Source organism: Amycolatopsis sp. NPDC048633 (assembly GCF_040650695.1).
GTDB lineage: Bacteria > Actinomycetota > Actinomycetes > Mycobacteriales > Pseudonocardiaceae > Amycolatopsis.
On sequence record NZ_JBEZHS010000014.1, the window covers coordinates 49,657 to 74,078 of the forward strand.

21 protein-coding genes are annotated in these 24,422 nt (G+C 71.3%); 13 read left to right on the forward strand and 8 right to left on the reverse strand.

The annotated features are described in order from the left end of the window. Positions 1 to 28: 28 nt before the first annotated feature. The 6 genes from AB0C38_RS24590 to AB0C38_RS24615 all read left to right on the forward strand — a co-directional run bounded on the left by AB0C38_RS24590 (position 29) and on the right by AB0C38_RS24615 (position 9,157). On the forward strand, positions 29 to 373 hold the full coding sequence (locus AB0C38_RS24590; protein WP_360677288.1) for a hypothetical protein: 345 nt from the start codon (positions 29 to 31) through the stop codon (positions 371 to 373). A gap of 96 nt (positions 374 to 469) precedes the next feature. Then, a complete protein-coding gene (locus tag AB0C38_RS24595; protein WP_360677290.1) occupies positions 470 to 1,303 on the forward strand; it encodes a MarR family transcriptional regulator in 834 nt (277 codons plus the stop codon). Positions 1,304 to 1,643: 340 nt separating this feature from the next. Next, positions 1,644 to 5,543: a hypothetical protein gene (locus AB0C38_RS24600; RefSeq protein WP_360677292.1), complete on the forward strand. Its 3,900-nt coding sequence runs from the start codon at positions 1,644 to 1,646 to the stop codon at positions 5,541 to 5,543. A gap of 6 nt (positions 5,544 to 5,549) precedes the next feature. Further along, complete coding sequence (locus AB0C38_RS24605; RefSeq protein ID WP_360677294.1) at positions 5,550 to 6,488, forward strand: HEAT repeat domain-containing protein; 939 nt, start codon at positions 5,550 to 5,552, stop codon at positions 6,486 to 6,488. 404 nt (positions 6,489 to 6,892) lie between these two features. Further along, positions 6,893 to 7,915 carry a hypothetical protein gene (locus AB0C38_RS24610; protein ID WP_360677296.1) on the forward strand — a complete coding sequence of 341 codons (1,023 nt, stop codon included), beginning with the start codon at positions 6,893 to 6,895 and terminating at the stop codon, positions 7,913 to 7,915. Between the two features lie 744 nt (positions 7,916 to 8,659). Continuing rightward, positions 8,660 to 9,157: a GNAT family N-acetyltransferase gene (locus AB0C38_RS24615; protein WP_360677298.1), complete on the forward strand. Its 498-nt coding sequence runs from the start codon at positions 8,660 to 8,662 to the stop codon at positions 9,155 to 9,157. Here the strand turns inward: AB0C38_RS24615 and AB0C38_RS24620 are convergent. Genes AB0C38_RS24620 through AB0C38_RS24630 form a run of 3 tightly spaced genes read right to left on the reverse strand, consistent with a single transcriptional unit; the run spans position 9,148 to position 11,422 of the window. Continuing rightward, on the reverse strand, positions 9,148 to 10,011 hold the full coding sequence (locus AB0C38_RS24620) for a hypothetical protein (protein ID WP_360677300.1): 864 nt from the start codon (positions 10,009 to 10,011) through the stop codon (positions 9,148 to 9,150). The genes AB0C38_RS24615 and AB0C38_RS24620 overlap by 10 nt on opposite strands. A 56-nt stretch (positions 10,012 to 10,067) precedes the next feature. Continuing rightward, positions 10,068 to 10,892, reverse strand: a complete 825-nt coding sequence (locus AB0C38_RS24625; RefSeq protein ID WP_360677591.1) for a DUF72 domain-containing protein — start codon at positions 10,890 to 10,892, stop codon at positions 10,068 to 10,070. Positions 10,893 to 10,915: 23 nt separating this feature from the next. Further along, a complete protein-coding gene (locus AB0C38_RS24630) occupies positions 10,916 to 11,422 on the reverse strand; it encodes a MarR family transcriptional regulator (RefSeq protein WP_360677302.1) in 507 nt (168 codons plus the stop codon). Positions 11,423 to 11,494: 72 nt separating this feature from the next. On the opposite strand from AB0C38_RS24630, the gene AB0C38_RS24635 reads away from it, so the two are divergent. Both AB0C38_RS24635 and AB0C38_RS24640 read left to right on the forward strand, forming a co-directional pair. Beyond that, positions 11,495 to 12,352 carry a helix-turn-helix transcriptional regulator gene (locus AB0C38_RS24635; RefSeq protein WP_360677304.1) on the forward strand — a complete coding sequence of 286 codons (858 nt, stop codon included), beginning with the start codon at positions 11,495 to 11,497 and terminating at the stop codon, positions 12,350 to 12,352. A gap of 133 nt (positions 12,353 to 12,485) precedes the next feature. Next, the gene (locus tag AB0C38_RS24640; RefSeq protein WP_360677306.1) at positions 12,486 to 13,427 is read left to right on the forward strand and encodes an NADP-dependent oxidoreductase; all 942 of its coding nucleotides are present in this window, start codon (positions 12,486 to 12,488) and stop codon (positions 13,425 to 13,427) included. Here the strand turns inward: AB0C38_RS24640 and AB0C38_RS24645 are convergent. Genes AB0C38_RS24645 through AB0C38_RS24660 form a run of 4 tightly spaced genes read right to left on the reverse strand, consistent with a single transcriptional unit; the run spans position 13,417 to position 17,182 of the window. Beyond that, positions 13,417 to 14,349, reverse strand: a complete 933-nt coding sequence (locus tag AB0C38_RS24645) for an alpha/beta hydrolase (protein WP_360677308.1) — start codon at positions 14,347 to 14,349, stop codon at positions 13,417 to 13,419. The genes AB0C38_RS24640 and AB0C38_RS24645 overlap by 11 nt on opposite strands. A 35-nt stretch (positions 14,350 to 14,384) precedes the next feature. After that, on the reverse strand, positions 14,385 to 15,350 hold the full coding sequence (locus AB0C38_RS24650) for an RNA polymerase subunit sigma-70 (RefSeq protein ID WP_360677310.1): 966 nt from the start codon (positions 15,348 to 15,350) through the stop codon (positions 14,385 to 14,387). A gap of 30 nt (positions 15,351 to 15,380) precedes the next feature. After that, positions 15,381 to 16,034 (reverse strand): DUF3159 domain-containing protein, encoded by a 654-nt coding sequence (locus tag AB0C38_RS24655; protein ID WP_360677311.1) that lies wholly within the window; start codon positions 16,032 to 16,034, stop codon positions 15,381 to 15,383. After that, on the reverse strand, positions 16,031 to 17,182 hold the full coding sequence (locus AB0C38_RS24660) for an FAD-dependent monooxygenase (RefSeq protein WP_360677313.1): 1,152 nt from the start codon (positions 17,180 to 17,182) through the stop codon (positions 16,031 to 16,033). Before AB0C38_RS24660 ends, AB0C38_RS24655 begins: the two co-directional genes overlap by 4 nt. Positions 17,183 to 17,264: 82 nt before the next feature. On the opposite strand from AB0C38_RS24660, the gene AB0C38_RS24665 reads away from it, so the two are divergent. The 5 genes from AB0C38_RS24665 to AB0C38_RS24685 all read left to right on the forward strand — a co-directional run bounded on the left by AB0C38_RS24665 (position 17,265) and on the right by AB0C38_RS24685 (position 23,700). After that, positions 17,265 to 17,873: a TetR family transcriptional regulator gene (locus tag AB0C38_RS24665; RefSeq protein WP_360677315.1), complete on the forward strand. Its 609-nt coding sequence runs from the start codon at positions 17,265 to 17,267 to the stop codon at positions 17,871 to 17,873. A 69-nt stretch (positions 17,874 to 17,942) separates the two neighbouring features. Continuing rightward, positions 17,943 to 19,568 (forward strand): FAD-dependent monooxygenase, encoded by a 1,626-nt coding sequence (locus tag AB0C38_RS24670; protein ID WP_360677317.1) that lies wholly within the window; start codon positions 17,943 to 17,945, stop codon positions 19,566 to 19,568. 213 nt (positions 19,569 to 19,781) lie between these two features. Further along, positions 19,782 to 20,573 carry an ABC transporter ATP-binding protein gene (locus AB0C38_RS24675; protein WP_360677593.1) on the forward strand — a complete coding sequence of 264 codons (792 nt, stop codon included), beginning with the start codon at positions 19,782 to 19,784 and terminating at the stop codon, positions 20,571 to 20,573. Positions 20,574 to 20,609: 36 nt separating this feature from the next. Beyond that, a complete protein-coding gene (locus AB0C38_RS24680) occupies positions 20,610 to 21,587 on the forward strand; it encodes an iron-siderophore ABC transporter substrate-binding protein (RefSeq protein WP_360677319.1) in 978 nt (325 codons plus the stop codon). A 7-nt stretch (positions 21,588 to 21,594) separates the two neighbouring features. Continuing rightward, complete coding sequence (locus AB0C38_RS24685; RefSeq protein WP_360677321.1) at positions 21,595 to 23,700, forward strand: iron ABC transporter permease; 2,106 nt, start codon at positions 21,595 to 21,597, stop codon at positions 23,698 to 23,700. Here the strand turns inward: AB0C38_RS24685 and AB0C38_RS24690 are convergent. Beyond that, positions 23,666 to 24,415 carry a short-chain dehydrogenase/reductase gene (locus AB0C38_RS24690; RefSeq protein ID WP_360677323.1) on the reverse strand — a complete coding sequence of 250 codons (750 nt, stop codon included), beginning with the start codon at positions 24,413 to 24,415 and terminating at the stop codon, positions 23,666 to 23,668. The two genes, AB0C38_RS24685 and AB0C38_RS24690, sit on opposite strands and share 35 nt — an antisense overlap. Positions 24,416 to 24,422 lie beyond the last annotated feature (7 nt).

Genomic DNA, 24,422 nt, shown 5'->3' on the forward strand with positions numbered 1-24,422 from the left:
GTGGGCCCGATCAGGGAAGAAGGTAGTCATGGGACCGTTCCTGCAAGTCGGCGGCCGCTGGGAAATGGTGCAGCGCAACGGGTTCCGGGTGCTGGTGGACATCGCCCAGGACCAGGACCGGCTGAGCGCGTTCGCCTCGCACTCCAACGGCTCCGTGCAGAGCTTGACGGCGGTCGGATCCGTCCGGGGACCGAACTTCGAAATCGTCATCACGTGGAACAACGGAACGAAGGGGAAGTACACCGGGATCCTGTCGCACGGTCCTTTCACGCCGCCGCCCATCGGTTTCCTCAAGGGGGACACCGTGGATCTCGACCACCCGGGGAGCAAGTCCACCTGGGAAAGCGAAGGGCGGGTCTTCCAGGTGGCCTGACGACTGTTGCACCCGGGGTGTCGAATCCCGGGCGGGCCGTTCGTGGAGGAGGTAAGCGGCCGCCACGAGGCTCCGCCCGGAATCGCAGGAGCCGAGATGTCGCACCCGGAACCCGTAGCCCGCCGCATGTACGACCTGGTCGAGCCCATCGGCCTGGTGCCGTACTTCGCCGACGAGCCGGACGAGGCCCTGATGTCGCTGGGCCTGCGCAACCCGTGGGACGCCTACTTCGCCGGGCGGGCCGCACCGTTCGGCCGGACGGCACCGCCCGAGGTGGTCCACGCGGTGTTCTACAACTTCGCCCCCGGCGAAGTGGCCCGCCACCTCCCGCAGGTCTGGGACCGCACCACACCCGAGGCAGCGCTGGCCGCCCGCGAGCGGGGATGCGTCGCGGCGATGCGCCGGATCCTCGGCGCACTGGCCGACGACCCCGCTGTCGCACGCGCCGGCAACCTCCTGCTGACGGCGGCGACCAGCGCACCAGCGGAGGGACGCGCCCTCTACGCCGCCCTGCGCGCGCTGCCGGTACCGAAGGATCCCGTGGCGCGGCTATGGCACGCGGCCACCCTGCTCCGCGAACACCGTGGCGACGGCCACACCGTCGCTTTGCTGACCGAGGGTGTCGGCGGGACGGAGGCCCACGTACTCCACGCCCTGTCAGTCGACATGCCCGCAAAGGAGTTCGGCCGAGTCGGCCACCTCCCGGCTGCGCAGTTGAACGCGGTCATCGACGGCATGCGCGCCCGCGGTCTCGTCGGAACCGACGGCTGGCTCACCGCAGCCGGCCGGGCCACGAAGGCGAGAGTCGAGGCGTTGACCGACCGGCTCGCCGAGGCGCCCTACAACGCTTTGAGCCCCAGCGAACTCAACCGCGTCGTCACCGACCTTGAACTGCTCTCGGCTGCGTTCCGGAAGGTCTTCCCGTTGTAGTGCTCGGCGCCGCCTCCGGGATCGACGGACAGTTCCCGCTCGTCGACGTCAAAGTCGGCCTGCTCCGGCGACAGCTCCCACGCCGGCTCGTATTTCGACGAAGACCTTCTGACACTCCGTGGCTGGTCAGAGGCATGACACAGTGACGGTCCGGTGACGCTCGAACGGCGCGACTGCGACGGCGTTCTGCCAGGATGTGTCGAACACGCGTCCTCAGGGGGTACGCGATCACATGCCTGTTCCCGCGAAGATGCTTGCGCCGCGGCCGACCACACGGAACGTCACGCGGACGCCGGACACGCACCCGGCCCCGGCTGAGGTGGTCGGTACGCGGACGCCGGTGAGCAACGCGGCGGCCATGGGCGGGCCGCCTGGCTGGTCAGTGCAGATGCTTCTGGTCGGCCAGAACCTCGTCGGTAACCAGGCCGTGGTGAGCAAGGCCGTCGCGAGCATTCCTGAGCGGAAACCGCCGGCCCGCCCCAAGGCCGCGAGGCCCCCTGTTGTCGAGGAGCCGACGGCGGCGAAGCGGCCCGAGAAGGACGAGGCTCCCAAGAGGGAGGCGGCCGGGCCGCGGTCACCAAGAACGGACCCGAAGTTCCAGGCGCTGGCCAAGGACGTCGTCACCAAGAAGAATGCGGTCAGCAGGAGTCACCCGCCTGCCACGGCCGAGGCCGGTGCGGCACAGGCGGCGGCGGTGCCACCGGCTGACGACCGGGAGGCACGCGGCAAGGCGGCGCGCGCCGAGGACATGGACTCCGCGCAGCCCAAGGAGTTCGACAAGGCCACGTTCGTCAAGGCGGTGAAGGACGCGGTTGCCGAGCGCGCACCGAAGAACCTCGACGAGGCGGACAAGTTCGGCGACTCCGGCAAGGCCGAGGAAGTGAAGACCGAGGTCCAGGGCAAGGTCAGCGCGGGAAAGGAGACCTCGGCGCGGGACATCGCGGATACGACGGCGCAGGTGCCGCAACCGGCGCCGGACAGCAAGTCGGTCGTGCCGCTGGCCCCGGACCGGGTGCCCGGAAAACCCGGCGCGCCCGACCGCAGCCTGGCCGCACCGGACGTGCTTCCCCCGTCCGCGACGGACATGTCGGCAGGCCCAGCGCAGGTTGACGACCAGATGGCGGCGGCGCGGGTCACCGAGCAGCAGCTGTCGTTCGAGAAGTCGCGCGAGCCGTCCTTCGACAAGGCTGTCCAGGACAAGAAGGCGATGGACGACCACTCGGCCGGCGCGCCCCAGCGGCTGCGTGCCGGCGAGTCCCGCGAGCTCAAGCGGGTCAAGGACACCGCGGCGGCCAAGGGGCCGGCCGCGATGACCGGCATGCACAACGTCCGCGTGGCGACCGGCAGGCAGGTGGGCACGGGCAAGACCGGCGCCAAGGGCCGTGACGAGGACAAACGCGGCCAGGTCACCGCATTGCTGCAGTCGGTGTTCGACCGGACCAAGGGTGACGTCGAGAAAATCTTGTCCAATCTGGACAAGATGGTCGACCGCCAGTTCACGTTCGGCGAGAAGAACGCGCGCGAACGGTTCACCAAGGAACACAAACTCGGAATGTGGCGGTACAAGCACGAGCGGTACGCCCCACCGCTGGGCCCGGCCCGCTGGGTGGCCGACCAGTTCGGTGACCTCCCGGAGGAGGCCAACCGGATCTACGTGCGGGCGAAGGACCACTATCTGACCGCGATGGAGCAGGTGATCTCCGGCATCGCGGACACGATCGGCCGGGCATTGCGCCGCGCCAAGGACCGCATCGCCTCCGGCCGCAAGGAGATGCGGGACGCGCTGGACAAGCTGCCCGCGGACCTGAGGACGATCGGCCGCGAGGCGGCGACGGAGTTCGACGGCAGGTTCGACGAGCTGACGGACACGGTCGACGACAAGGCCGGCGACCTGATCGACACCCTGGCCACCCGGTACGTCGACGCGGTGAAGTCGGTCGACGGGGAGATCGCGGCGGAGAAGGAGAAGAACAAGGGCCTGGTGACCAAGGCGGTCGAGGCCGTCGGTGACGTCATCGAGACGATCAAGGAGCTGGGCCGGCTGCTGCTCGGAGTGCTCCGCAAGGCGGCGTCGGCGATCGGCGCGATCCTGGGCGACCCGATCGGTTTCCTCGGCAACCTCGTGACGGGGGTCGGCGGCGGGTTGAAGGCGTTCGCCAAGAACGCGGGCCGTCACCTCGCGCAGGGTGTGCTGGCGTGGCTGCTCGGCACCGCCACCACGGGCGTCCAGCTGCCCGCCACCTTCGACGTCCTCGGCATTCTCGTGATGCTGGCGTCGATGCTCGGGTTGTCGTGGCCCGCCATCCGCGCCCGCCTCGTCCGCAAGGTCCCCGAGAAAGCCGTGGCGGCGGCCGAAACCACGGTCCCGCTGGTCGTCGCCGCGAAGCGACACGGCGTGGCCGGCCTTTGGCCCGACCTGAAGGGCATGGTCGGCGACCTGAAGCACGACCTGGTCAAGAACCTGGTCGACTTCCTGCTGCCGACGGTGATCATCGCGGGCGTCAAACTGATCGCGTCGCTGTTCAACCCCGCCTCGGCGTTCATCCGCGCCTGCAAGATGATCATCGACATCGTGGTGTTCATCGTGACCCAGGCCCGCCTGATCATCGACTTCGTCAACGCGGTCCTCGACGCCGTGATCGCGATCGCGAGAGGCAACGCCGGCAGCGCGGCGTCGGCGGTGGAGTACGCCCTGGCGAAGGCCGTCCCGGTGCTCATCGGCGCGTTGGCCGCGCTGCTGGGCCTCGGTGGGATTCCCGGCAAGGTCAAGCAGATCTTCCACAAACTGGGCCGCACGGTGGAGCGCGCCATTGCCAAGGTGGTCGACACGATCGTCGGGCTGGTCAAGAAGCTGTGGGGCAAGGTCAGGCCGAAACCCGAGAAGCGCAGGGAATCCGGGAAACCCGACGAGCCCGGCGAGCGGCGCGTGCCGGTCATCGGTCGCGTGCCGCACCGGGTCGCCGGGCGTCGTCCGGCCAGGCGACCGGCCGACCGGCGCGGACCTGGCCGTCGCGACAAGCAGCGTGCCAAGGATCCGAAGAAGAAGGACGAGCCGGCCGATCGTCAGAAGCGCGTGTTGATGTCCGCGCTGCACGAGGCCGCGAGACTGGCCGACCGACTCGGCGACGAGGACGCCGTGCGGCGCGGGCTCCCAGGGATCCGTGCTCGCCACCGTCTAACTGTGCTGACCGTGGCCACGCGCCTCGGCCCCGGCGACCAGGTGCTGTACGAGTTCACCGGGGTGCTCAACCCGCGTGCGACGTTCGACCACCTGGTGCAGGACCGATATCTGCGCCTCGCGAGGAAGGAATATTACAAGGAAAAGAAAGAGGACAACCTGGCGTTCGCTCTCACGGACATTGTGGGACCGAAGAACGTTCATGTGCCGGGGCTGGCGAAGCTGCTGGGGCTCGGCGTGACGCAGGCGCGGAAGTACGCCAAAGCATGGGTGGCCGCGGGCAAGCTCGAGGCCGAGCCGACCACGCGGGGGCGCATCACGATCTACAAGTTCGCCCCGCTCACCGACGTCGACCTGGAGGCGCCACTCGAGCACCCCGAGTACGGGAAGTGGATGCACGGCAGCAAGAAGTTCGGGCTCTCGGCAGCGGAGGCACAGGAGCTGTGGTTCCGCGTCATCGAAGGCTTCCGGACCCGCGACGACAGCTACTTCGACGCCGTCGCCGACGTGCTGCTGGCGAATTTGCATATTCCACCGGGAAAGGGCGCACTGTGGTCGGAAGGCGTCGACCTGGCCGACTACGCCGAGGACCGCGGATTCACTACGCTGGAAAAGCAGGAGTTCTACACGGTGACCAAGGGGCTGATCTTCCTCGACGAGTGGAAGAGAGTCCGGCCACTGTGGGCAAAACTCTCCGCACGATATGCCGGGAAACTCCGCAACGTGATCCACCTGTTCATGCGACTCTGGAAGCCGAATTCGATCATGGTGAGCGTTGAACTCGAGGCGGTGAGGAACGTCGAGGCGGCGTCGGATCACGAAATCACCCTGAAGTTCCACGGTATGGCGTGGGGCGACGACCCCTTGCGGATACTGGACAGCGCGGTGCCGAGGTACTGGCGAGAGCTCACGCGAAACGGCGACGAACTGCCCGAGGGCGAGCAACAGGAGCTGGACGAGTCGGGCCTGAAAAAGGCCACGCAGATCGCCAAGGCCCGCTTCGACGAGAAGCAGAGGGACAAGCAAACGCCTCCCGGCAAGGACCAGCACCAGCAAGGATGACCGACGATGGCAGAATCCTGCTTGTTCAAGCGATTCAAGGACGGGGTGAGCGCCCCGCTGCGGTTTGGCCGGGACGAGATCGACGACCTTCCCGGCGTCCGGCTCCTGCCTTTGCTGGAGGGCGAGGAACGGATCGCAGCGGAGGACATCCTCATCTCCAAGGTCGAGCAGGACGATGGCCGGGCGGCGGTCGCGCTGGCCGAGTTCGGCTGTGTGCGTGCCATCCCCGCGTTGGTCAGGTCGGCCACCGAATCGACGGAACCGCTGATGAGGGTGTTCGCCGCGAGAGCGTTGCTGAGACTGGGAAACGAGTCGGGCCGGGCAGCCATGGTCGCCCTGCTGCGCAACCCGACCGATCGCGTGGACGAGCGTGACCAGGCCGTCCAGCTACTGGCCGAGTTCCCCAAGCCGGACAAGAGTTTGATACTGGAGGTGGCGCTTCTCGACCCGCACCCGTTCGTCCGCTCCTCGGCCGTCCACGCAGTGCTCACCGCGTGCGGCCTGGGTGACCGCGTCACGAGCCGCGGCGACGTCCTGCTGAGCATCGCCGGACGGATGATGTCGACCCTGCGTTCCGTGCGGCAGGAGGCATGGGACCAGCTGCGCGAGATCCTGGCCAGGATCGACGCGGGCGAGACCGCCGGAGACCTGGGCCTGACGTCGCGCGTCGACCGGGACGAGGAGCCGCTGCACAGCTTCGACCAGAGCATCGAAGGCGACGAGCCGGACTTCCCGATCGCTGGGCTGCTCGACCTGCCCGCCCCTGCGTTGCTCTTGGTGCACAACCTGATCCTTCTGCGCCTGGACAAGGATCCGCGCGCGGTCAGGGCCGCCGGCCGGGTCGGCGTCCGCCGCGCGATCGAGCCGTTGCGCGAGATGCTCCGGTCCGCTACAGGGGACGAACGCGCGGACATCGAGGCAGCGCTCGCAATTCTCACCGGCTGACGCATCGACAACCGAGGTGATCCACCGTCCGCTCATCCAGGTGCCGTGTGTTGCGGTCCGGGATCCCACCGGCACCCGGCCCACGCCGCCGTGATCACCAGCAACCGCGCCATCGATCCCCGAGCACGCCGGCCCGCTCCGGCACCATTGTCCCCGGAACGGCGGCCGCGACGGCGCGCTGCCGCACCGGATTGGCCTCGATGATCGAGCCATCGCGCACCCGCCGGCTTACTGACGGGACTCACTCGGCCAGATGGGCAAGAGCTGGGTGTCGGATCGGGGGTGAGCCGCGCACCCGTCCGCCCCTTCGACCAGGAAGAGGCCGTGACCCACCACCATGTCGCTGAATTCGCGAGTGCGACCGTAGCGCTCGCTTTGGCTGCTGATCACCCAGCCAAGCCGCTGTGTACGGACTCGGTGAAGGCCGTGTCGTCGTCGGCTGCGGAGGGTTCACCTGTCAGGATGCCGAGATGCCACCTCATGCGTGTGCGGTCGATCCTGATGGTCTCGCCCGCTGGTGCCTGGAGCATCTGGGTAGCCCGCCAGCGGAGGAGATATTCAGGTCCGGGCACCTGTCCGCTGTCATCGGGCTCCGGCTGGCCGATGGCCGTGAGGTTGTGGTCAAGGTTCGTCCGGCCGCGCCGCGGATAGCGGTATGCGTCGAGGTTCAGCGTCGCCTGTTCCAGGCCGGCTATCCCTGCCCGGAGCCGCTCACCGGCGCCGCTCCCTTCGGTGGTGACATCGCCACCGCGGAGGTCTACATCCCCGGCGGCTCCGTGCTACCGGGCGCGGACGTCGCAGCCGCTGCCTTCGCGGAAGCGTTCGCGCGGCTGATCCGGCTGGTCCCCAGTCCTGCTGAGGTGTCCGCGCTCGCCCCGGCACCGTCGTGGGCGGCCTGGAACCACGCCGGGAACGGCCTGTGGCCGCGCTCGGAGGACTCCGATGTCGACCTCGACGAGGTGTCCGGCGCGGAGTGGATCGACGACGCCGGGCGTCGTGCTCGCGACCGGTTGCGGATCGGCGCGTCCGGCGCCGTGATCGGCCACTGCGACTGGCTCGCCGACAACCTGCGCTGGAGCGGAGACACGCTGCAGGTGGTGCACGACTGGGACAGCGTGACCGCGGACAGCGAAGACGTCCTGGTCGGTTTCGCCGCCGCGCTGTACTCGACCATCGACGCGGACAAGCTGGCCACCGTCGAGGACACGCGACGATTCCTCGTCGCGTACGGCCATGCGCGTGGCCGGGACCTCAGCGCCGACGAACTTCACCGCGCATGGGCGGCGGGCGTGTGGACCAGGGCCTACGACGCCAAGTTCCAGCACGCGACCGGGCGGCCCATCACCTCGCTGTCGGAGGACGAGGCCCGCGAGCGTCTCCGTCGTGCCGGCACCCCGCCAGATGAGCTGACCCGCGCGACCCGATAACTGCTCGACAGGCGATGGCGTGCACGTCGTACCTCGCCGATGAACTATGCGCTGTACTGGTGACGCTGTTCGCGGGAGCCGTTCCTGCTCAGGCTCGGACGGCTACCTGGCCGGTCAATCGCCTGACGGGAAGTTGTAACCACCCGCCGGCTCGCCGGCTCTCCCGACCTCCAGATCCAGGATCGCCTCTCCCCGCGAGGGATCAACTCCCACGGGCTGATGGTTGCCTCATACACCCCGGGTCGGCGGCACCGCGCGGGAGCTGGGTGTATGGCGCGAGGCCACGTTCGTCGGCAACATCACCGCCGAACGATGGGTCGGGTGGTGACGGAGACCGGCGAACTCGCGGGGCAGCGCAAGTCGGCGGACGGCCAGACGTTGGTGCCGGCCACCTGGACGTGCGCCGGCTGAGGGCAGTCACCCCCTGCCGGGCCCGGTCCGGTATGCACTCGGAAGAAGATCAGCTTACGCGCGGGCCGCCCAACCGATGCCACCAGTGACTGCAGCCCTGCCTGCAGAACACGGCGACGGAGAGCGGCCGCCGCTCCACTACCATGTCGGCGCGAGTCTCGCAGCCATCCGGGTCTCCTCGCACCTGATATCGCTCGCGAGGCGATGCACTCTCATGCCATGCCGATGAGTGATATCTCGGGTGCATCGTGCTCGGATCTGTGGCAGGTTGCCGCCGTGCGGAACCATCACCACTCAGCGACATCGAACAGGCCGAAACCGGATGTTCGTATCGTGCACCTGACCGGACCGGCGTTCGACGCGCTCGCCCGCGGCGACCTGCCCGGAGCGAATGCGACCAGTCCGGTACGCCTGACGCCCTACCTGGCCGGACCGGACCGGCGCCGGCTGTGGGAGAGGCGCAGCAGGCAGGTCGCCGCGGACCCCGGCAGCGCCGCCTGGGTTACCGGCATCATCTGGGATCAGCAACAACTCTTGGCCGTCGGAACGGCCGGCTACCACGGGCCTCCCGACACATCGGGCACGGTGGAGATCGGCTACGCCGTCGACCCGGCACATCGGCGACGCGGTTACGCGCGGGCGGCGCTGGAATCGTTGCTGACGCGTGCCGCCCTCGAGCCGCAGGTACGCACCATCCGGGTCACGATCAGCCCCGACAATACGGCCTCCTACCGGTTGGCATCGCAGTACGGCTTCGTCAAGGTCGACGAAGAGTGGGACGACGAGGACGGGCTGGGGATCATCTACGAGATCCCTGCGGCTCAGCTGTAGTCAGGCTCGGGCCAGGACTGTGGCGCGGGGCCGAACGCACGTCGGGCCGCTCGGACTGCCAGAGCGGCGACGGTGGCGTTGGCGCCACCGCCGATCACCGCGCCGATGCCGAACGGCGCCACCCGGCCGAGGACGATGACGCCCTGCTTGGTGCCGTACTTGGTGATGAAGTTCTTGCCCAGGACGCTGTTGATCTGTTTCAGCGCCGCCGTGGGTACCTTGCCGACGAGCTGGCGCGCCCAGTGCTGACCGGTGCGCTCGGCGGCCTTGCCGATGATGGTCGAGGAACCCGACTGGCCGAGCAAGATTCCCATGACCAGCGTCCGCCGGCGTTCGATCTCGTCCAGCGGAACGCCGTGCACCTCGGCGACCGAGAGCACGAACAGGGTGCTCAGTTCGAGTGACGAAAAGGCCTCGCCCGCCGACAATGCCAGTGCGACCCCGGTGCCGACGGCGGGCGCGGCCGCGGTGGCCCCGACCGCTGCCCCGCTGCCCGCCAGTGCGCTGACGTACATCCGTTCCAGGGTGCGCACGACCTCCGCCGGTGTCGCCTCCGGGTTGCGCTGACGGGCGCGGGCGATGTTCTTACGCACCATCGGTGTCTGCAAGCCGATGGCCTTGTCCAGCAACTGAAGGACCGGCTGCCCCCGCCCGCTCGACGCCGGGACCGGTCCTTCGAGGGCATCAGAGGCCACCGCGAGCTCCTTCGCGTCGTCAAGTTGCCGCCCAGTCTCGCACCCGCGCGGCCGGGGACCATCGATCACCCATGCCGCCGCGTCGCGCTGCCGGGCCAGATCTTCACCGGCACCGGGGGGATACGCAATGGTGTCCCGGGCGTAGCGCAGATACGTCACGCGAGCCGACGGGGACGCTCAGCGTTCGTCTCCCTCGAGAGCGCAAACGACTCGACTCAGAACAGCGTCGCAGGCTCGATCGGCTCCGGCTCGGGTAGTGCGTCGAGGCCGGGCACCAGTGCTCGCACCTCGTTGTGGAAGCGGCGGGCCAGCGCCGGTGCCTCGTTGTTGTCGGGCGTGTGCACGAAAACCGTCGGTAAACGACCCTCCCTCAGCCAGCCGGCGACCACCTCGGTCCACGGCCGCCATCCCTTGACCGTCTCCTCGATCGAGTCGCGGCCCAGGTAGCGGATGATCGGCCGGTCGGTCAGGGCCCGCGTTCGGCGCGGGAGCCGCGGTTTCTTCGCCCACGCGTCCTGCTCTGCCTCGCTCGTCGGCGGGCTCTGGAAGAACACCGTCGTGTCGAACGGCACCCACTCGGCGTTCGCCTCGGCGAGCGCGCCCTCCAGCAGCGACGTCGAGCCAGGGTCGGTGAAGAACTCGGGGTGGCGCACCTCCACCGCGCGCCGACGGTCGGCGGGGAGCCGGCGCAGGAAGCGGCCGAGGGCCTCGACGTCCGGAGGGCCGAACGAGCCCGGCAGCTGGGTCCACAGGACCGCCCGTTCGCCGAGGGGTTCGATCGCGTCCAGGAACGCTCGCATCTCGGCCTCGACCCCGGCGAACCGGCGCTCGTGCGTGACGACCTTGGGCAGCTTCACCACGAACCGGAAGCCGGGATCGGTTTGCTGCGCCCAAGTTTCGACGGTCGTGCGCGCGGGGGTCGCGTAGAACGTCGTGTTGCCTTCGACCGCGGTGCACCAGCCCGCGTAGGCCCGCAGGCGCTCGCTGGCCGGCAGCGGCTGCGGCAGGAACCGCCCGGGCCACGCCTTGTGGGTCCACATCGCGCAGCCGACGTGAAGACGTGTCACTGATCCCCCCTCGTACGACGCCGGGGCGCTGCCGAGCGCGGTGGCGTCGAGCGCATGTGGTCTCGCACCGGCGCCAGCAGACCGGCCAACGTTTCGACGTCCGAACGCGACAGCGGCTCGAACAGCAGGCCGCCGACCACCTCGATGTGCCCGGGCAGCACGTCGGCGAGCCGCGCGCGTCCGGCATCGGTGATGGTGACCGTGGTGCTCCGCTCGTCGTCCGGAGAAGGGGCGCGCACGACCAGGCCCGCCTTCTCGAGCAGGCCCGCCTGGTACGTCAGGCCGCTGCGGCTGTAGACGACGCCGTCGGCCAGGTCGGTCATGCGGTGGCTGCCCGCCGGCGAGTCACCGAGCCGGGCCAGCAGCTGGAACTGCACGTAGCTGAGATCACCGGCCTCGCGCAGCTGCTGCTCGACCGCGTGCCGGAGCAGGCTGGTCACCTCGATGAGGTCGAAGTACGCGCCGAGCTGCACGGGGTCGAGCGACGGTGGTGCGTCAGACATGACCGGAGCTTACTGCTTTGAATTCGAAGGGGTTCGGCGAGAGTGGACACCCCGCTGGTGCACACTTGCGGCATGTCCTTGGCCGAGCTGGGCACCGCGGTCCGCTGGTTGCGCGAACACACCGATCCCGCGGCCGCCGGGCTGCCGGTCGGCGGACCGCGGCGCGTCCGCGGCCTGCGCCGGGAGGAGCTCGCCGAGCTGGCCGGGGTGTCCGCGGACTACATCCGGCGGCTGGAACAGGGACGGCGGCACCCGTCGGCCGGCGTGGTCACCGCCATCGCCCGCGCACTGCGGGTCGGCCGGGCGGACTACGCGCGGCTCTGCGCCCTCGCCGGGTACGCCGCGGCCGACGGGCCGGTGCCGCGCGAAGCCGGGGCGGCGGCGATGCGGCTCCTGGAGCGGTTCGACGCCACCCCCGCCTTCCTGACCGACGCGGCGTGGAACGTCATCGCCGTCAACAGCGCGTGGATGGCACTGGGCGGCGGGGCGGCGGCCGGGCCCGCCCGGGACTGGAACGTCGCGTGGCGCACGTTCTGCAAAGCGCGCGAGGAGATCGATCGCACCGACGAGCACCAGGCCGGTTTCCAGGCCGTCCTCGCCGCGCGGCTGCGCGACACGCACCTGCGCCACCCGGCGGACGCCTCGCTCGCCGAACTCGTCGACGAACTGCGGAGCGCCAGCCGTCCGTTCGACACCCTGTGGCGCAGCCCGAAAACGGTCTCCGCCTACGAGAACCGAGCCGTGTTCCGGCACCCGGACGGTGGCGGCATCACACTCGACGGCGCCCTGCTCGAGGTCCCCGGTGACGACCTGATGGCGGTGGTCCTCACCGCGGCCCCGGGCTCGGCCGACGCGGCCCGGCTCGGGGAGGTCGTCCGCACCGCGGACGGGCCGGCCGTCGTGAAGGTGGGACAAACCGGCCCAGGCTGACCGAGCCCGCGGCCACGATCCTGAGGTCCAGATGGATCAAGGGAAACTTGCTTCAGATTCGAAGCAGATGTACCGTGGTCCGCGATTGCTTCGAATTCGAAGCACACTGGAATCAGCAAAGGTGAGAACTCCGATGAAGGCAGTGCGTTTCCACGAGTACGGCACCCCCGACGTCCTGCGCTACGAGGACGTGGACCAGCCGGTTCCCGGAGCCGGGCAGGTCCGGATCCGGGTTGCTGCGACATCGTTCAACTCCGTCGACGGCAACATCCGCGGCGGCTTCATGCGCGGCCCCATCCCGGTGGTCCTCCCCCACACCCCCGGCCTCGACGTCGCCGGCACGGTCGACGCGCTCGGCGAGGGCGTGACCGGCCTCCAGGCCGGCGATGAGGTCATCGGCTTCCTGCCGATGGACGGCGACGGCGCCGCCGCGGAGTACGTCCTCGCGCCGGCCGAGGTCCTCACGCCGGCGCCCCAGGGCGTCCCGCTGGCCGACGCCGCCGCCCTGCCGGTGGTGGGGCTGACCGCGTGGCAGGCGCTGTTCGACCACAGCAAGCTGCAGAGCGGGCAGCGCGTGCTGATCAACGGCGCCGGTGGCGCGGTCGGGGGTTACGCCGTGCAGCTGGCCAAAGGGGCCGGGGCCCACGTCATCGCCACGGCGAGCCCGCGCAGCGGCGACGCGGTCAAGTCGGCCGGCGCCGACGAGATCATCGACCACACCACCGCCGGGGTGACCGCGGCGGTGACCGAGCAGGTCGACGTCGTGCTCAACCTCGCGCCGGTCGACCCGGCCGAACTGGCCGCGCTCGTCACGCTGGTCCGTCCGGGCGGGGTCGTGGTGAACACGACGGTGTGGATGCCCGCGCCCGCCGACGAAGAACGCGGCGTGCGCGGCATCGACCTGTTCGTCCGCAGCGACGCCGGACAGCTGGCGCACCTGGTGGCCTTGGTCGACCGCGGCGAGCTGCGCGTCGACGTCGCCGAGCGGGTGCCGCTGCCCGAGCTGCCGGCGCTGCACGCACGGGCCGCCGAAGGCGCCGTGCACGGCAAGGTCGTCGTCGCAGTCACGGCCTGACGAGCCCGGTGATCCACCGGGTCAGGGTTTCGAGGTAGCCGGACGCCAGGTCGGTGCCGCCGCCCACCTGGACGCGGTGGTCGGCGTGGGGGAACACCTCGACGGTCAGGGTGGCCCGCGGATGGCGGCCGGGATGGCAGGCGGCCGCGGCGAACAGGCTGATGCTGGCGGCCACCGGAACCAGCTGGTCGGCGCCACCGAAGGTCGCCAGGTGGGGACAGCGCAGGCGCAGCGCGTCCGGGATCGGGTCGTGGTCCTGCTTGCGCTTGGTGAACTCCCAACGGCGCTCGTCCACCTCGGACCAGTACTCACCGAACAGATCCTTGACGGCAGCGGGGATCGGGGACGAGCGGACGATCCGGGTCGCTTCGGCGAAGCCGGCGCCGCGCCGGCCGGCTTCGACGAGACGGTCGTACGCGGCCAGTGTCACATCGGCGTCGCCGGATGTGAGGCCGTCGATCGTCTGCAGGGCGGTGGCCAGCGCGTACCGGTCCTGAGCCGCGGGTGTCATGCCGGGGCAGCCGTTGGTGACCACCCAGGGCACCTCCTCCCGGGCCGCGGCGCGCAGGACGACCCAACCACCTTCGCTGTGCCCGAACAGGCCGGTGGTTCCGGCCTGCACACCCGGCTGGGCACGGAGGAAGTCCAGCGCGGCGACGGCGTCGAGCGCGAAGTCGTCGATGGTTGCTTCGAGCCAGTCACCCGAGGACTCGCCGACCCCGCGCTTGTCGTACGACAGCACCGCGAGCCCGGCTTCCCCGAGCCGCCGGCGGATCGGCGGGAAGAAGGCGTCGTTGTTCCGGTCCGACGGTCCGGAACCGCCGACCATGACCACCCCCGGAACCGGCGCCCGGCGATCGGGCACGGCGAGCGACCCCGCCAGCATCACGTCGGCGCTCGAGAACGTCACATCGGTCACCATCACCCCAGTATCCGGATGCCGGGGTCCCCGCCGGACTACGCCGGCAGGCGCTCCGGCAGCCCGAGCCGCGGGAACCGGTCGTCGTGGAACGTGACGATCTCGGTGATCACCCCGCCGGTGACGCGCAGGACGTCGATCGTCAGCGGCAGGTACGCGCCCACCTGCTCCCGCCACTCGTAGAAAGCGACGGCGGGCTGGCGGTTCACCGAGGTGCGGACGGCGCGCAGGCCCGTCATGCTCTCGAAGCCGTCTTCGACCCAGTTGCCGACCACCGCGTCGCGGCCGAGGTGCAGGCCCGGCGTCGGCGGCATCGAGCAACGGACGTCGTCCCGCAGCAGAGCGGCGAGCCCGTCGACGTCCGTGGCCACGCTGGCGTCGGTGTAGCGGCGGACCAGCTCACGCGTCCCGGCGTCCTCCTCGCCGCCGGTCCAGTCCTGCCGCTCGGCGGGCAGGTGCTCCCGCATGCCGGCGCGGGCCCGCTGCAGCGCGCTGTTCACGGAGTTGACGGAGTCCCCGAGCAGCTCCCCGACCTCCTTCGCCGGCCAGCCGAGCACGTCCCGCAGGATCAGCACGGCCCGCGGGCGCGGCGCGAGGTGCTGGACCGCGACCAGGTAGGCCAGCTCGATCGTCTCCCGCGCGACGGCGACGGTCTCCGGGGCGTCCGCCTCGCCCGCGGGCAGCTCGTCGAGCAGCCGGTCCGGGCAGGGCTGCAGCCACCGCACCTCGCCGCCGGTCGCGGGCTCCGGGCGGCACTTGGCCAGCAGGTCCAGACAGGCGTTGGTGGCGATCCGGTACAGCCAGGCCCGGAACGTCGGGCGCCCCTCGAACGTCTCCCGCCGCCGCCAGGCCCGCAGGAACGTCTCCTGCACGGTGTCCTCGGCGTCCTCGAACGACCCGAGCATCCGGTAGCAGTGCACGTGCAGCTCCCGCCGGTGCCGCTCCGCCAGCCCCGAAAACGCCGGCTCGCCGACCTCGTCCACACCCAGCTCCTCCACACTCATCACGTCATCCTTCCGCCTGGTGGTGTCCCGTCAAAGGTGAGACGGCCGCGGGCGCGACAACTCATCACCGGGATCGGCAGGCGGGGTCCGCAGGATCCGCCAGCACAGGTAGAGGCAGGCGCCGGCCGCGGGTGCGCCGCCCAGCACCGTGGCGGCGATGCCGAGCGGGAGCACCGCTCCGGCGGAGTACAGCGGCACCAGCACGGCCGTGGCGAGGACGAACTTCGCCAGGAACACCGCCGTGCACACGTAATAGCGCCGCCGCTGCCGGCGATCGCGTCGCCAGGCGCTGCCTTCGCCGCGCACCGTGCCCATCACGAACCCGATGACCGGCCACCGCACCAGCAGGGACACCAGGAACACCCCACTGCAGCCGGCCTGCACCAGAACGACGGGCAGGTAGAAGTCGGCCGCGTGCCCGGTGGTCCCGGCCAGCAACGCGGACACCCCGACCACGGCCAGCCCGATCGCCGGCTGCCAGACCTTGCCGCCGGTGCACAGCCGCACCACGGCCAGCACGGCCACGCCGCCGACCGCGACCAGCGCGGACGTCAGCACCTGTCCGGTCACCAGGTACGCGACGAGGAACACCACCCGGGAGGCGACGCCTTCGGCGACCGTGCGCCACCCGCCCACCGCGCCGAACAACGACAACGACCGCTGCGTCAGCATGCCGAGGCTCATGCGCCCGCCTTCGCGCCGACCGCCGGGAAACCGCTGCGGCGCATGGTGTCCTCGTAGGCGCCGATCGCGTCGAGCAGGCCGAGCCGGCCCCGGTACGCCCCGGCCAGTGCCTCGCCGAGTTGGTGCGCGTCCTGCATCGCGAGGTTGCCCCCGAAACCCGGGGCCAGGTGGATGGCGTCGCCGAGGAGCGTCACCGGGCTCGCGGGCCAGGCCGGCATCGGCGGGATCGTCCCGATGCGCAGCGCGACCGTGACGTCCGGCCACGCCTCGGCGACGACCGACCGCAGGGCCGGAGGCAGGTCCGCGGTCAGCTCCTTCGCCCGGCGCCACACCTCGGCCGAACCGAGCTGCTCCCGTGTGACGGGCAAGGCCCACATCACGTAGTCCTCGATCTCGGCGACCGCGCTGTGGCGCAGGGCAGGCAGCCATCGCTGCCGCGCGACCGCGGGCGATTCGGTGAACCGCAGCACGCCCAGCGCCATCATCGTGCCCCGCACGTGGACGGCGGCGGGGCTGTCGCCGATCAGGGCGGGCAGCCCGGTGCCGAGCACGGCACGCAACGGCGTCGCGCCCATGATCATCCGGCGTCCCGTGTCCACCACCCGCACGTCGGGCAGGTACCGGCGCCGCACCGCCGAGCCGACTCCGTCCGCGCCGACCAGGACGTCGGCGGTGTCCGTGCGGCCGTCGGCGAACCACACCCGGACGGTGCCGTCGGCGCGCTGCTCGAACCGCGTGCACTCCGCGCCGAACCGGACCACGTCGTCCAGTTCCGTCAGCAGCACCGCTTTCAGCAGCGGCCGGTGGACCTGCCGGCCGGGCCGCGGCCGGCCTGCCACGCCGTCGGACGGCAGCGTGCCCGTGACGGCGAGCTCTCCGTCCACATCGGACAGTGTCAGGGTCTGCTCGCGCGGTCCCCCCGTGGTGGCCTCCACCATCGCGACGTGCGCCGGCGGCAGGCACGCACGCAACGCCGACGCGCCGCGTTCGTCGACGTGCAGGCTGACGCCCTGCGGACGCCCCGACGCGGCGTCTCGTTCGTACACCGCGACGTCGATTCCCTCCCGGCGCAGTCCATGAGCGAGCGTCAACCCGCCCAGGCCGGCACCGACCACCACCACCCGCATGCCCTCAACCCCATTCTTCATCACCCGATGAAGAACACCGTACGGCGAGTTCCGGCAAAACTCCACCGATCGATGAAGAAAGGGGTGTTAGGCTTCGGCGGCCATGACAGAGCACGACAACAGCCGTCGCCCCGGGCGCTGGCGGTCCGGCGCGGAGAGCAAGCAGCGGATCCTGCAGGTCGCCCGCGAGCTGTTCCACCAGCACGGTTACGGGAGCACGACCGTGCGCGCGATCGCCACCGCGGCGGAAGTCGACCCGGCGATGGTGTTCTACTTCTACGGCACCAAACAAGGCCTGTTCAGCGCGGTGACCGACATGTCCGGCGCCGTCCCGCAGGCCATCGAGTCGATCTTCGCCGGCGACCTCGCCACCATCGGCGAACGCATCGTCCGGACGCTCGTGGAGAACCTCGACAAGTCCGACCACATGCCGCTGGTGACGCTCACGAGGTCGGCGCCCACCGACCCGCGGTCCGAGGCGCTCCTGCGCGAGTTCATCGACCGGGAGCTCACCGGCCGGCTCGCGGCGCTGCTCGGCACCCCGGACGCCGAGCTGCGGGCGGGCATGGTCAACGTCCAGATCCTGGGCCTCGCGGTGGCCCGGTACATCGCGCACATCGAGCCGATCGCGTCCGCGTCCGTCGACGAGCTGGTCGCCACGTTCGGTCCCCTGGTGCAGCACTGCCTGACCGGACGCACGGCACCACCGTGATGGTGGTCCTTTCGGCGTGCTCGCCGTACTCTGCGCGATGACGATCACCGACCCGCTGGGAGCCTTGTCATGTCGAGCAGCACCGACTCCCCCGGCGTGGAGACCACGGAGGTCGTCATCGCCGGCGGCGGCCCGGTCGGCCTGACGCTCGCCCACGAGCTCGGCTCCCGGGGCATCGACTGCGTCCTGCTCGAACCGCGGCCGGAACCGGCCCTGGCTTCCCCGCGGTGCAAGCAGATGAACCCCCGGTCGATGGAGATCTTCCGGCGCCTCGGCGTCGCCGACGCGGTCCGGGACCACGCGCGGCTGCCGTTCGGCTGGGCCGACTCGGCCGTCTTCTGCACCTCGCTCACCGGGCACCGGCTGGAACGCTTCGACGGCGTCTTCGCCCTCAGCGACATCCAGCGAGCCGAGCTGGCCGAACCCGCCCAGTGGTGCGCGCAGAACCACGTCGAGGAGGCCTTGCGCGACACCGTCGCCGGGCGGGAGACGGTCAGCGCGCGCTGGGGCTGGACGCTGACCGGCCTCGAGCAGGACGACGCCGGCGTCACCGCCACCGCGACGGACGACGCCGGGCGTGAACGCCTGGTGCGCGGGAAGTACCTGGTCGGCGCCGACGGCGCGCGCAGTGCCGTCCGCCGGGCGTGCGGCATCCCGCTGACCGGGCGGAGCCACGAGATCCGCAACGTGCAGGTCATCTTCGACGCGCCCGGGCTCTCCGCCCGCCACGACCTGGGCCGCGCCGTCCAGTACTGGGTCGTCGACCCCGGGGTCAACGGCCTGATGGGAACGCTGGACACCGACGACCTGTGGTGGGCCATCATCATCAACGCCCCGCAGGACGCCGACGCCGCGTGGTGCGAACGAGCCGTCCACCGCATGATCGGCGCCGACGCACCCATCACGGTCACCGCGATCGATCCCTGGACGGCCCGGATGCTGGTGGCCGACCGCTACCGGGACGGCCGCTGCTTCCTGGCCGGGGACGCCGCCCACCAGAACCCGCCCTGGGGTGGTTTCGGCGCCAACACCGGCATCGGGGACGCCGCCGACCTCGGCTGGAAGCTCGCGGCCGCCCTGCGCGGCTGGGCCGGCCCCGACCTGCTCGGCTCCTACGAGACCGAACGCCGTCCGATCGCCCGGCGCGCCATCGCCGAAGCCGAACGCAACATGCGGGTGCTCACCGGCGAGCTCGCCGTGCCCGGGCTGGACGGCGACGGGCCGGACGGCCGGGCCCTGCGCGCCAAGACGGCGGAGCTGATCCGCCAGGCCAAGACGGCCGAGATGTACACCCTCGGTTTCGTGCTCGGCACGACCTATCCCGGCTCGCCCATCATCGTCGCCGACGACGGTCCCGCGCCGGCCTCCACCGGTTCGGAGTACCGGCCGTCCAGCGCCCCGGGGAACCGGCTGCCGCACCAGTGGCTCAGCCGGGACCGGTCACTCCAGGACGAGCTCGGCCCCGGCTTCACGCTCCTGGAGGTCGCCGCCCCGCCCGCACCCGAGTGGGAAACCGCCGCGGCGGCGGCCGGCGTGCCCCTGACACGGTTCCGGCTCAACCGTCCGGACCTGCACGATCTCTACGCCGCGCGGTACGTCCTGGTCCGGCCCGACGGGTACGTCGCTTGGCGCGGCGAGACCTCGCCGGATGACCCGCGGGCGGTGCTGGACGTCGCCCGGGGCCACCGGGACTGACCCCGCTCGGCACCCGGTTCTGCGGCGCCCGTAGCCGATCTCGCCGACCGTCACCTCCGCGCCTCGCACGTGCAGACGATCACTGTGCGCGTCAGAACGGGCACCGTGGCCGCATGTGCCGTCCGCCACCTTGTAGTTAGGTAAGCCTGACCTTATTGTTCTCGCGTGTCCGCTCTCCCCCACCGCGCCGGTACCGGTGTCCAGGCGCGTGAGATCGACGTCGCCTACGGCAGCGACATCGTCGTGCGTGCCGCGTCCGTCTCCCTGAACGCGGGTACCGTCACCGCGCTCATCGGGCCCAACGGCAGCGGGAAGTCGACGCTGCTGCGGGCGCTGGCGCGGCTGCACCCGCCGCTTGCCGGCTCGGTCACCTTCGCCGACGGCGCGGACCTGCGCGCACTGTCCGGAAAGGACATCGCCAAGCGGATCACGTTGCTGTCCCAGCAGAGAACGGCCCCGGGCGGCGTGTGCGTCCGGGAGCTCGTCGAGTACGGCAGGCACCCGCACCGCTCCCGCTGGGGCGGGCGCGACCCCGAAGGCCCCGCGGCCGTCGAGCGCGCCCTGGAGCTGACCGGCCTCTCCGCCCTCGCCGACCGGCCCGTGCAGGCCCTCTCCGGCGGGCAGGCGCAGCGGGTGTGGCTCGCCGGCTGCCTGGCCCAGGACACCGCGCTGCTGCTGCTCGACGAGCCCACGACCTTCCTCGACCTGCGCTACCAGGTCGAGATCCTCGACGTCATCCGCGACCTCGCCGACCGGCACGGCGTCGGGGTCGGCGTGGTGCTGCACGACCTCGACCAGGCCGCGGCGGTCGCCGACCGGGTGCTGCTGCTGGAGGACGGCCGGGTCACCGTCGAAGGCGCCCCCGCCGACGTGCTGACCTCCGCACACCTCAGCCGTGCTTACGGCATCCGCGTGGACGTCGCGCTCGACCCGGCCGACGGGCGGATCCACACCCGCGCGATCGGCCGCTTCAACGACACCGGAGCGCGCACCGCGTCGGTCTGACCGGTGCGCCGTCATCAAAGAACACCTAGGAGAAACATGCGGATCACCCGGATGATCCTCGGCCTGTCCGCGGCCGCCACGTTCTTCGTGGCCGCCTGCGGCACCACCGAGGAGGCCGCGAGCAGCGCCCCCACCGCGAGCGGCACCGGCCCGGTCACGGTCGTCGACTCCCGCGGCAAGGAGGTGAAGCTGCCCGGCCCGGCCAAGCGCGTCGCCGCGACCGAGTGGAACGGCGTCGAGAACCTGGTGTCGCTCGGTGTCATGCCGACCGGGGTGTCCGACATCAAGGGCTACGGCCAGTGGGTGAGCTCCGCGCCGCTCGACGGCACCCCGAAGGACATCGGCACCCGCGGCGAGCCGAGCCTCGACACGCTCGGTTCGCTCGGGCTGGACCTCGTGATCGTCACCGACAGCGTGACCGAAGGCGCGCTCCAGCAGATCGAGGCGAAGGTGCCGGTGATCGTCATCAACGGCGGCACCGCCAAGGACCCGATCGCCGGGATGTACGCCAACCTGGACACCATCGCGAAGGCCACCGGCACCGAAGCCAAGGCCGCGCAGCTGAAGTCCGCGTTCGAGCAGAAGCTCACCGCGGGCCGGGCCGAGGTGGAGAAGCTCGGCGCCGCCGGTCAGAAGGTCGCGTTCTCCGACGCCTACGTCACCTCCGGCTCGGTCAGCATCCGGCCCTACACCCAGGGCGCCCTGGTGCCCGCGGTGTTCGGCCGGCTCGGCCTGGAGACCGCCTGGCCGATGGAGGGCGACGCGGTCTACGGGCTCGCGCAGGCCGACGTCGAGGGCCTGACCCAGCTGCCCGACGTGCGGTTCTGGTACATCGCCAACAACGCCGACGGCGACCCGTACCAGCAGGAGCTGGCCGGCAACGCCATCTGGAAGAACCTCCCGTTCGTCAAGAGCGGCAAGGTGCACCGCTTCCCGGACTCCCTGTGGATGTTCGGCGGACCGAAGTCCATGGAGCAGTTCGTCGACGCGGCCGTCGCCGCGCTCAAGGGATAGCGCCGGAGTGAAAACCCTGACCGAGCCGCCGCCCGCGGTCACCGTCCGGCGACGCGGACGGCTGACGCTGCTGGGGTTCGGCCTCGCCGCCCTGCTCGTGCTCGGTTCGGCCGTGCACCTGACCCAGGGCACCGCGAACCTGGACGCGCTGGACGTGCTGCGGCTGGTGTTCGGCGGCGGCACCGGCGACACGACCGCGGTGGTCGTCGAGTCACGGCTCCCCCGGCTGCTCGCGGCGCTCGTCGTCGGCGCCGCGCTCGGCGTGGCCGGTGTCGTGCTGCAGTCGGTGTCCCGCAACATCTTGGCGTCGCCGGACACCCTCGCCGTCAACGCCGGCGCACACCTCGCCGTGGTCGCCGTCGCGGCGTTCGGTGTCTCGCTGCCCCTGCTCGGCGCGACCGGTGTCGCGTTCGCGGGCGGGCTGGGCGCGGCCGTGTTCGTGCTCGCGCTGGCCGGCACCGGCGGCACCGGGATCGTGCGGCTGGTGCTGGCGGGCACCGCGATCGCGCTGGCGATGATCTCCGTGACCCAGGTCCTGCTGCTGCTCTACGCCCAGGAAACCCGCGGCCTGTTCGCGTGGGGCGAGGGCTCGCTGGAGCAGAACGGGCTCGCCGGGATCCGCACGCTCGGTCCCCTCGTCGGCGTGGCGCTGGCCGCGCTGCTCGCGATGGCCCGGCGGCTCGACCTGATCCACGTCGGCGACGACCACGCCCGGACGCTGGGCGTCCACGTCGGACGCCTCCGCTTCGCCGCGATCGCGCTGGCCGTGCTGCTGTCCGCGGCGGCGGTGACCCTGGCGGGCCCGATCGGGTTCGTCGGCCTCGCCGCACCGGCACTGGCCCGGCTGCTCGCGTCCGTGGTCCCGGGCCTGCACCGGCACGCCGCGCTGATCCCGTTCTCCGCGGCGCTGGGCGCGGCTCTCCTGCTGGGCGCCGACGTGCTGCTCCGCACGATCATCAGCGCGCAGAAAGCCCTGGAGGTACCGACCGGCGTCGTCACGACCATCCTCGGCGCGATCTTCCTCGTCGTCCTGGCCCGCACCGCCCGGATCACCTCCGCGACCGCCGAACCGCCCGCGGCCGGCGCCCGCGGCGGCGTGAGCGCCCTCCGGTACCGGGTGATCCTCGGCGTGCTGGTGCTCGTGACGGTCGGCGTCGCGGTGGGGGCGGTCCTGCTCGGGGACGCGAAGCTGCTGCTGGGCGACGTCGTCAACTGGGTGACCGGCCAGGCGGGCCCGATCGTCACCGGCGTGCTGGACACCCGCGTGCCCCGCGTGGTCGCCGCGCTGCTGGCGGGCGCCGCGCTGGCGCTCGGCGGCGCGCTCACCCAGGCGGTCGCCCGCAACCCGCTGGCCGAACCGGGGATGATCGGGGTCGTCGGCGGGGCGGGCCTCGGCGCGGTCGCCGTCATCACCCTCGTGTCCGGGGTCGGGTTCTGGACCCTGACCGGGTTCGCGGGACTGGGCGCCGCCCTGGCGATGGGCGTGGTGTTCGCGGTGGCGGCCCGCGGCGGCTTCAGCAGCGAACGCCTGGTGCTGATCGGATTCGGCGTGTACGCGGCGTCGCAGGCACTGGTGACCCTGCTGATCACGCTGTCCGACCCGTGGAACGAGACCAAGGCGCTGACCTGGCTCGGCGGCTCGACCTACGGCCGGACCTTCACCCACCTCGTGCCGATGGCGCTCGCACTGCTGCTGGTGGCACCGGTGCTGGTCCGCATGCGGCACGAGCTCGACCTGCTGGCGCTCGACGACGAGACGCCCCGGGTCCTCGGCGTACCCGTCGCCCGCTCGCGGTTGCTGCTGCTGACGTGCGCCGTCCTGCTGACCGGCGCGGCGGTCGCGGGCATCGGCGTGCTCACGTTCGTCGGGCTGGTCGCCCCGCACGCGGCCCGCGCGATCGTGGGCAGCCGGCACGCGCGCCTGCTGCCCGCGGCGGCCTTGCTGGGGGCGATCCTGGTCTGCGCGGCCGACGCCGTGGGCCGCACCGTCCTCGCCCCCGGCCAGCTGCCGGCCGGCTTGATGACCGCGATCATCGGCGCGCCCTACTTCGTGTGGCTGCTGTACCGGCACCGCACGACTACCGCGCGGCGGTCATCCCCCCGTCGATCGTGACGATGGTGCCGCTGATGTAGGCGGCGCGATCGGACGCGAGGAACGTCACCAGGTCCGCGACCTCGCGGGTTTCGGCGATCCGGCCGGCCGGCAGCGAAGCGAAGCTCGCGGCGACGTCGGCGTTGGCGGCGCTCATCGTGGCGACCCGCTCGGTGGCCACCGGGCCCGGGTTCACCCCGACCACCCGCACCCCGTGGCGGGGGCCTTCGCCGCCGAGGGCCTGAGTGAAGGCCATCAGGGCGGCGTTTCCCGCGCCGCCGGCGATGTACCCGGCGGTCGGTCGCTCGCCGCCGGTGCCGATGACGTTGACGATCACGCCGTCGCCGCGGGCCTTCAGCCGCGGGTACACGAGCCGGACGAGGTCGATGTAGCCGAAGACCTTCAGGTCCCACGCGTGCCGCCAGCGCTCGGACCCGATGTCGTCGAGCGTGCCGGCGGGGATGTCGCCGGCGTTGTTGACGAGGATCCCGGCGTCACCGGCCGCCTCGGCGAGCCGCTCGATGGCGGCGGGGTCCCGCAGATCGACGGCGTGCGTGGTCACCTCCACGCCGTGGTCCGCACGCAGGCTCCGGGCGCGGTCCGCCAGCGCTTCCCCGTTGCGGGCGGCCAGGTGCAGATGACAGCCTTCGGCCGCCAGCCCCTCGGCGATCGCCGCGCCGATGCCTTTCGACGCGCCGGTGACCAGCGCGCGTTTCCCCTTGAGGTGCAGATCCATCGGTCCT

Bases quoted from the DNA above. Each gene is read 5' to 3' on its own strand.
- AB0C38_RS24590 (WP_360677288.1), top strand. From the start codon at position 29: ATGGGACCGTTCCTGCAAGTCGGCGGCCGCTGGGAAATGGTGCAGCGC.
- AB0C38_RS24595 (WP_360677290.1), top strand. From the start codon at position 470: ATGTCGCACCCGGAACCCGTAGCCCGCCGCATGTACGACCTGGTCGAG.
- AB0C38_RS24605 (WP_360677294.1), top strand. From the start codon at position 5,550: ATGGCAGAATCCTGCTTGTTCAAGCGATTCAAGGACGGGGTGAGCGCC.
- AB0C38_RS24625 (WP_360677591.1), bottom strand. From the start codon at position 10,892: ATGTGGACCCACAAGGCGTGGCCCGGGCGGTTCCTGCCGCAGCCGCTG.
- AB0C38_RS24630 (WP_360677302.1), bottom strand. From the start codon at position 11,422: ATGTCTGACGCACCACCGTCGCTCGACCCCGTGCAGCTCGGCGCGTAC.
- AB0C38_RS24635 (WP_360677304.1), top strand. From the start codon at position 11,495: ATGTCCTTGGCCGAGCTGGGCACCGCGGTCCGCTGGTTGCGCGAACAC.
- AB0C38_RS24640 (WP_360677306.1), top strand. From the start codon at position 12,486: ATGAAGGCAGTGCGTTTCCACGAGTACGGCACCCCCGACGTCCTGCGC.
- AB0C38_RS24645 (WP_360677308.1), bottom strand. From the start codon at position 14,349: ATGGTGACCGATGTGACGTTCTCGAGCGCCGACGTGATGCTGGCGGGG.
- AB0C38_RS24650 (WP_360677310.1), bottom strand. From the start codon at position 15,350: ATGAGTGTGGAGGAGCTGGGTGTGGACGAGGTCGGCGAGCCGGCGTTT.
- AB0C38_RS24655 (WP_360677311.1), bottom strand. From the start codon at position 16,034: ATGAGCCTCGGCATGCTGACGCAGCGGTCGTTGTCGTTGTTCGGCGCG.
- AB0C38_RS24660 (WP_360677313.1), bottom strand. From the start codon at position 17,182: ATGAAGAATGGGGTTGAGGGCATGCGGGTGGTGGTGGTCGGTGCCGGC.
- AB0C38_RS24665 (WP_360677315.1), top strand. From the start codon at position 17,265: ATGACAGAGCACGACAACAGCCGTCGCCCCGGGCGCTGGCGGTCCGGC.
- AB0C38_RS24670 (WP_360677317.1), top strand. From the start codon at position 17,943: ATGTCGAGCAGCACCGACTCCCCCGGCGTGGAGACCACGGAGGTCGTC.
- AB0C38_RS24680 (WP_360677319.1), top strand. From the start codon at position 20,610: ATGCGGATCACCCGGATGATCCTCGGCCTGTCCGCGGCCGCCACGTTC.
- AB0C38_RS24690 (WP_360677323.1), bottom strand. From the start codon at position 24,415: ATGGATCTGCACCTCAAGGGGAAACGCGCGCTGGTCACCGGCGCGTCG.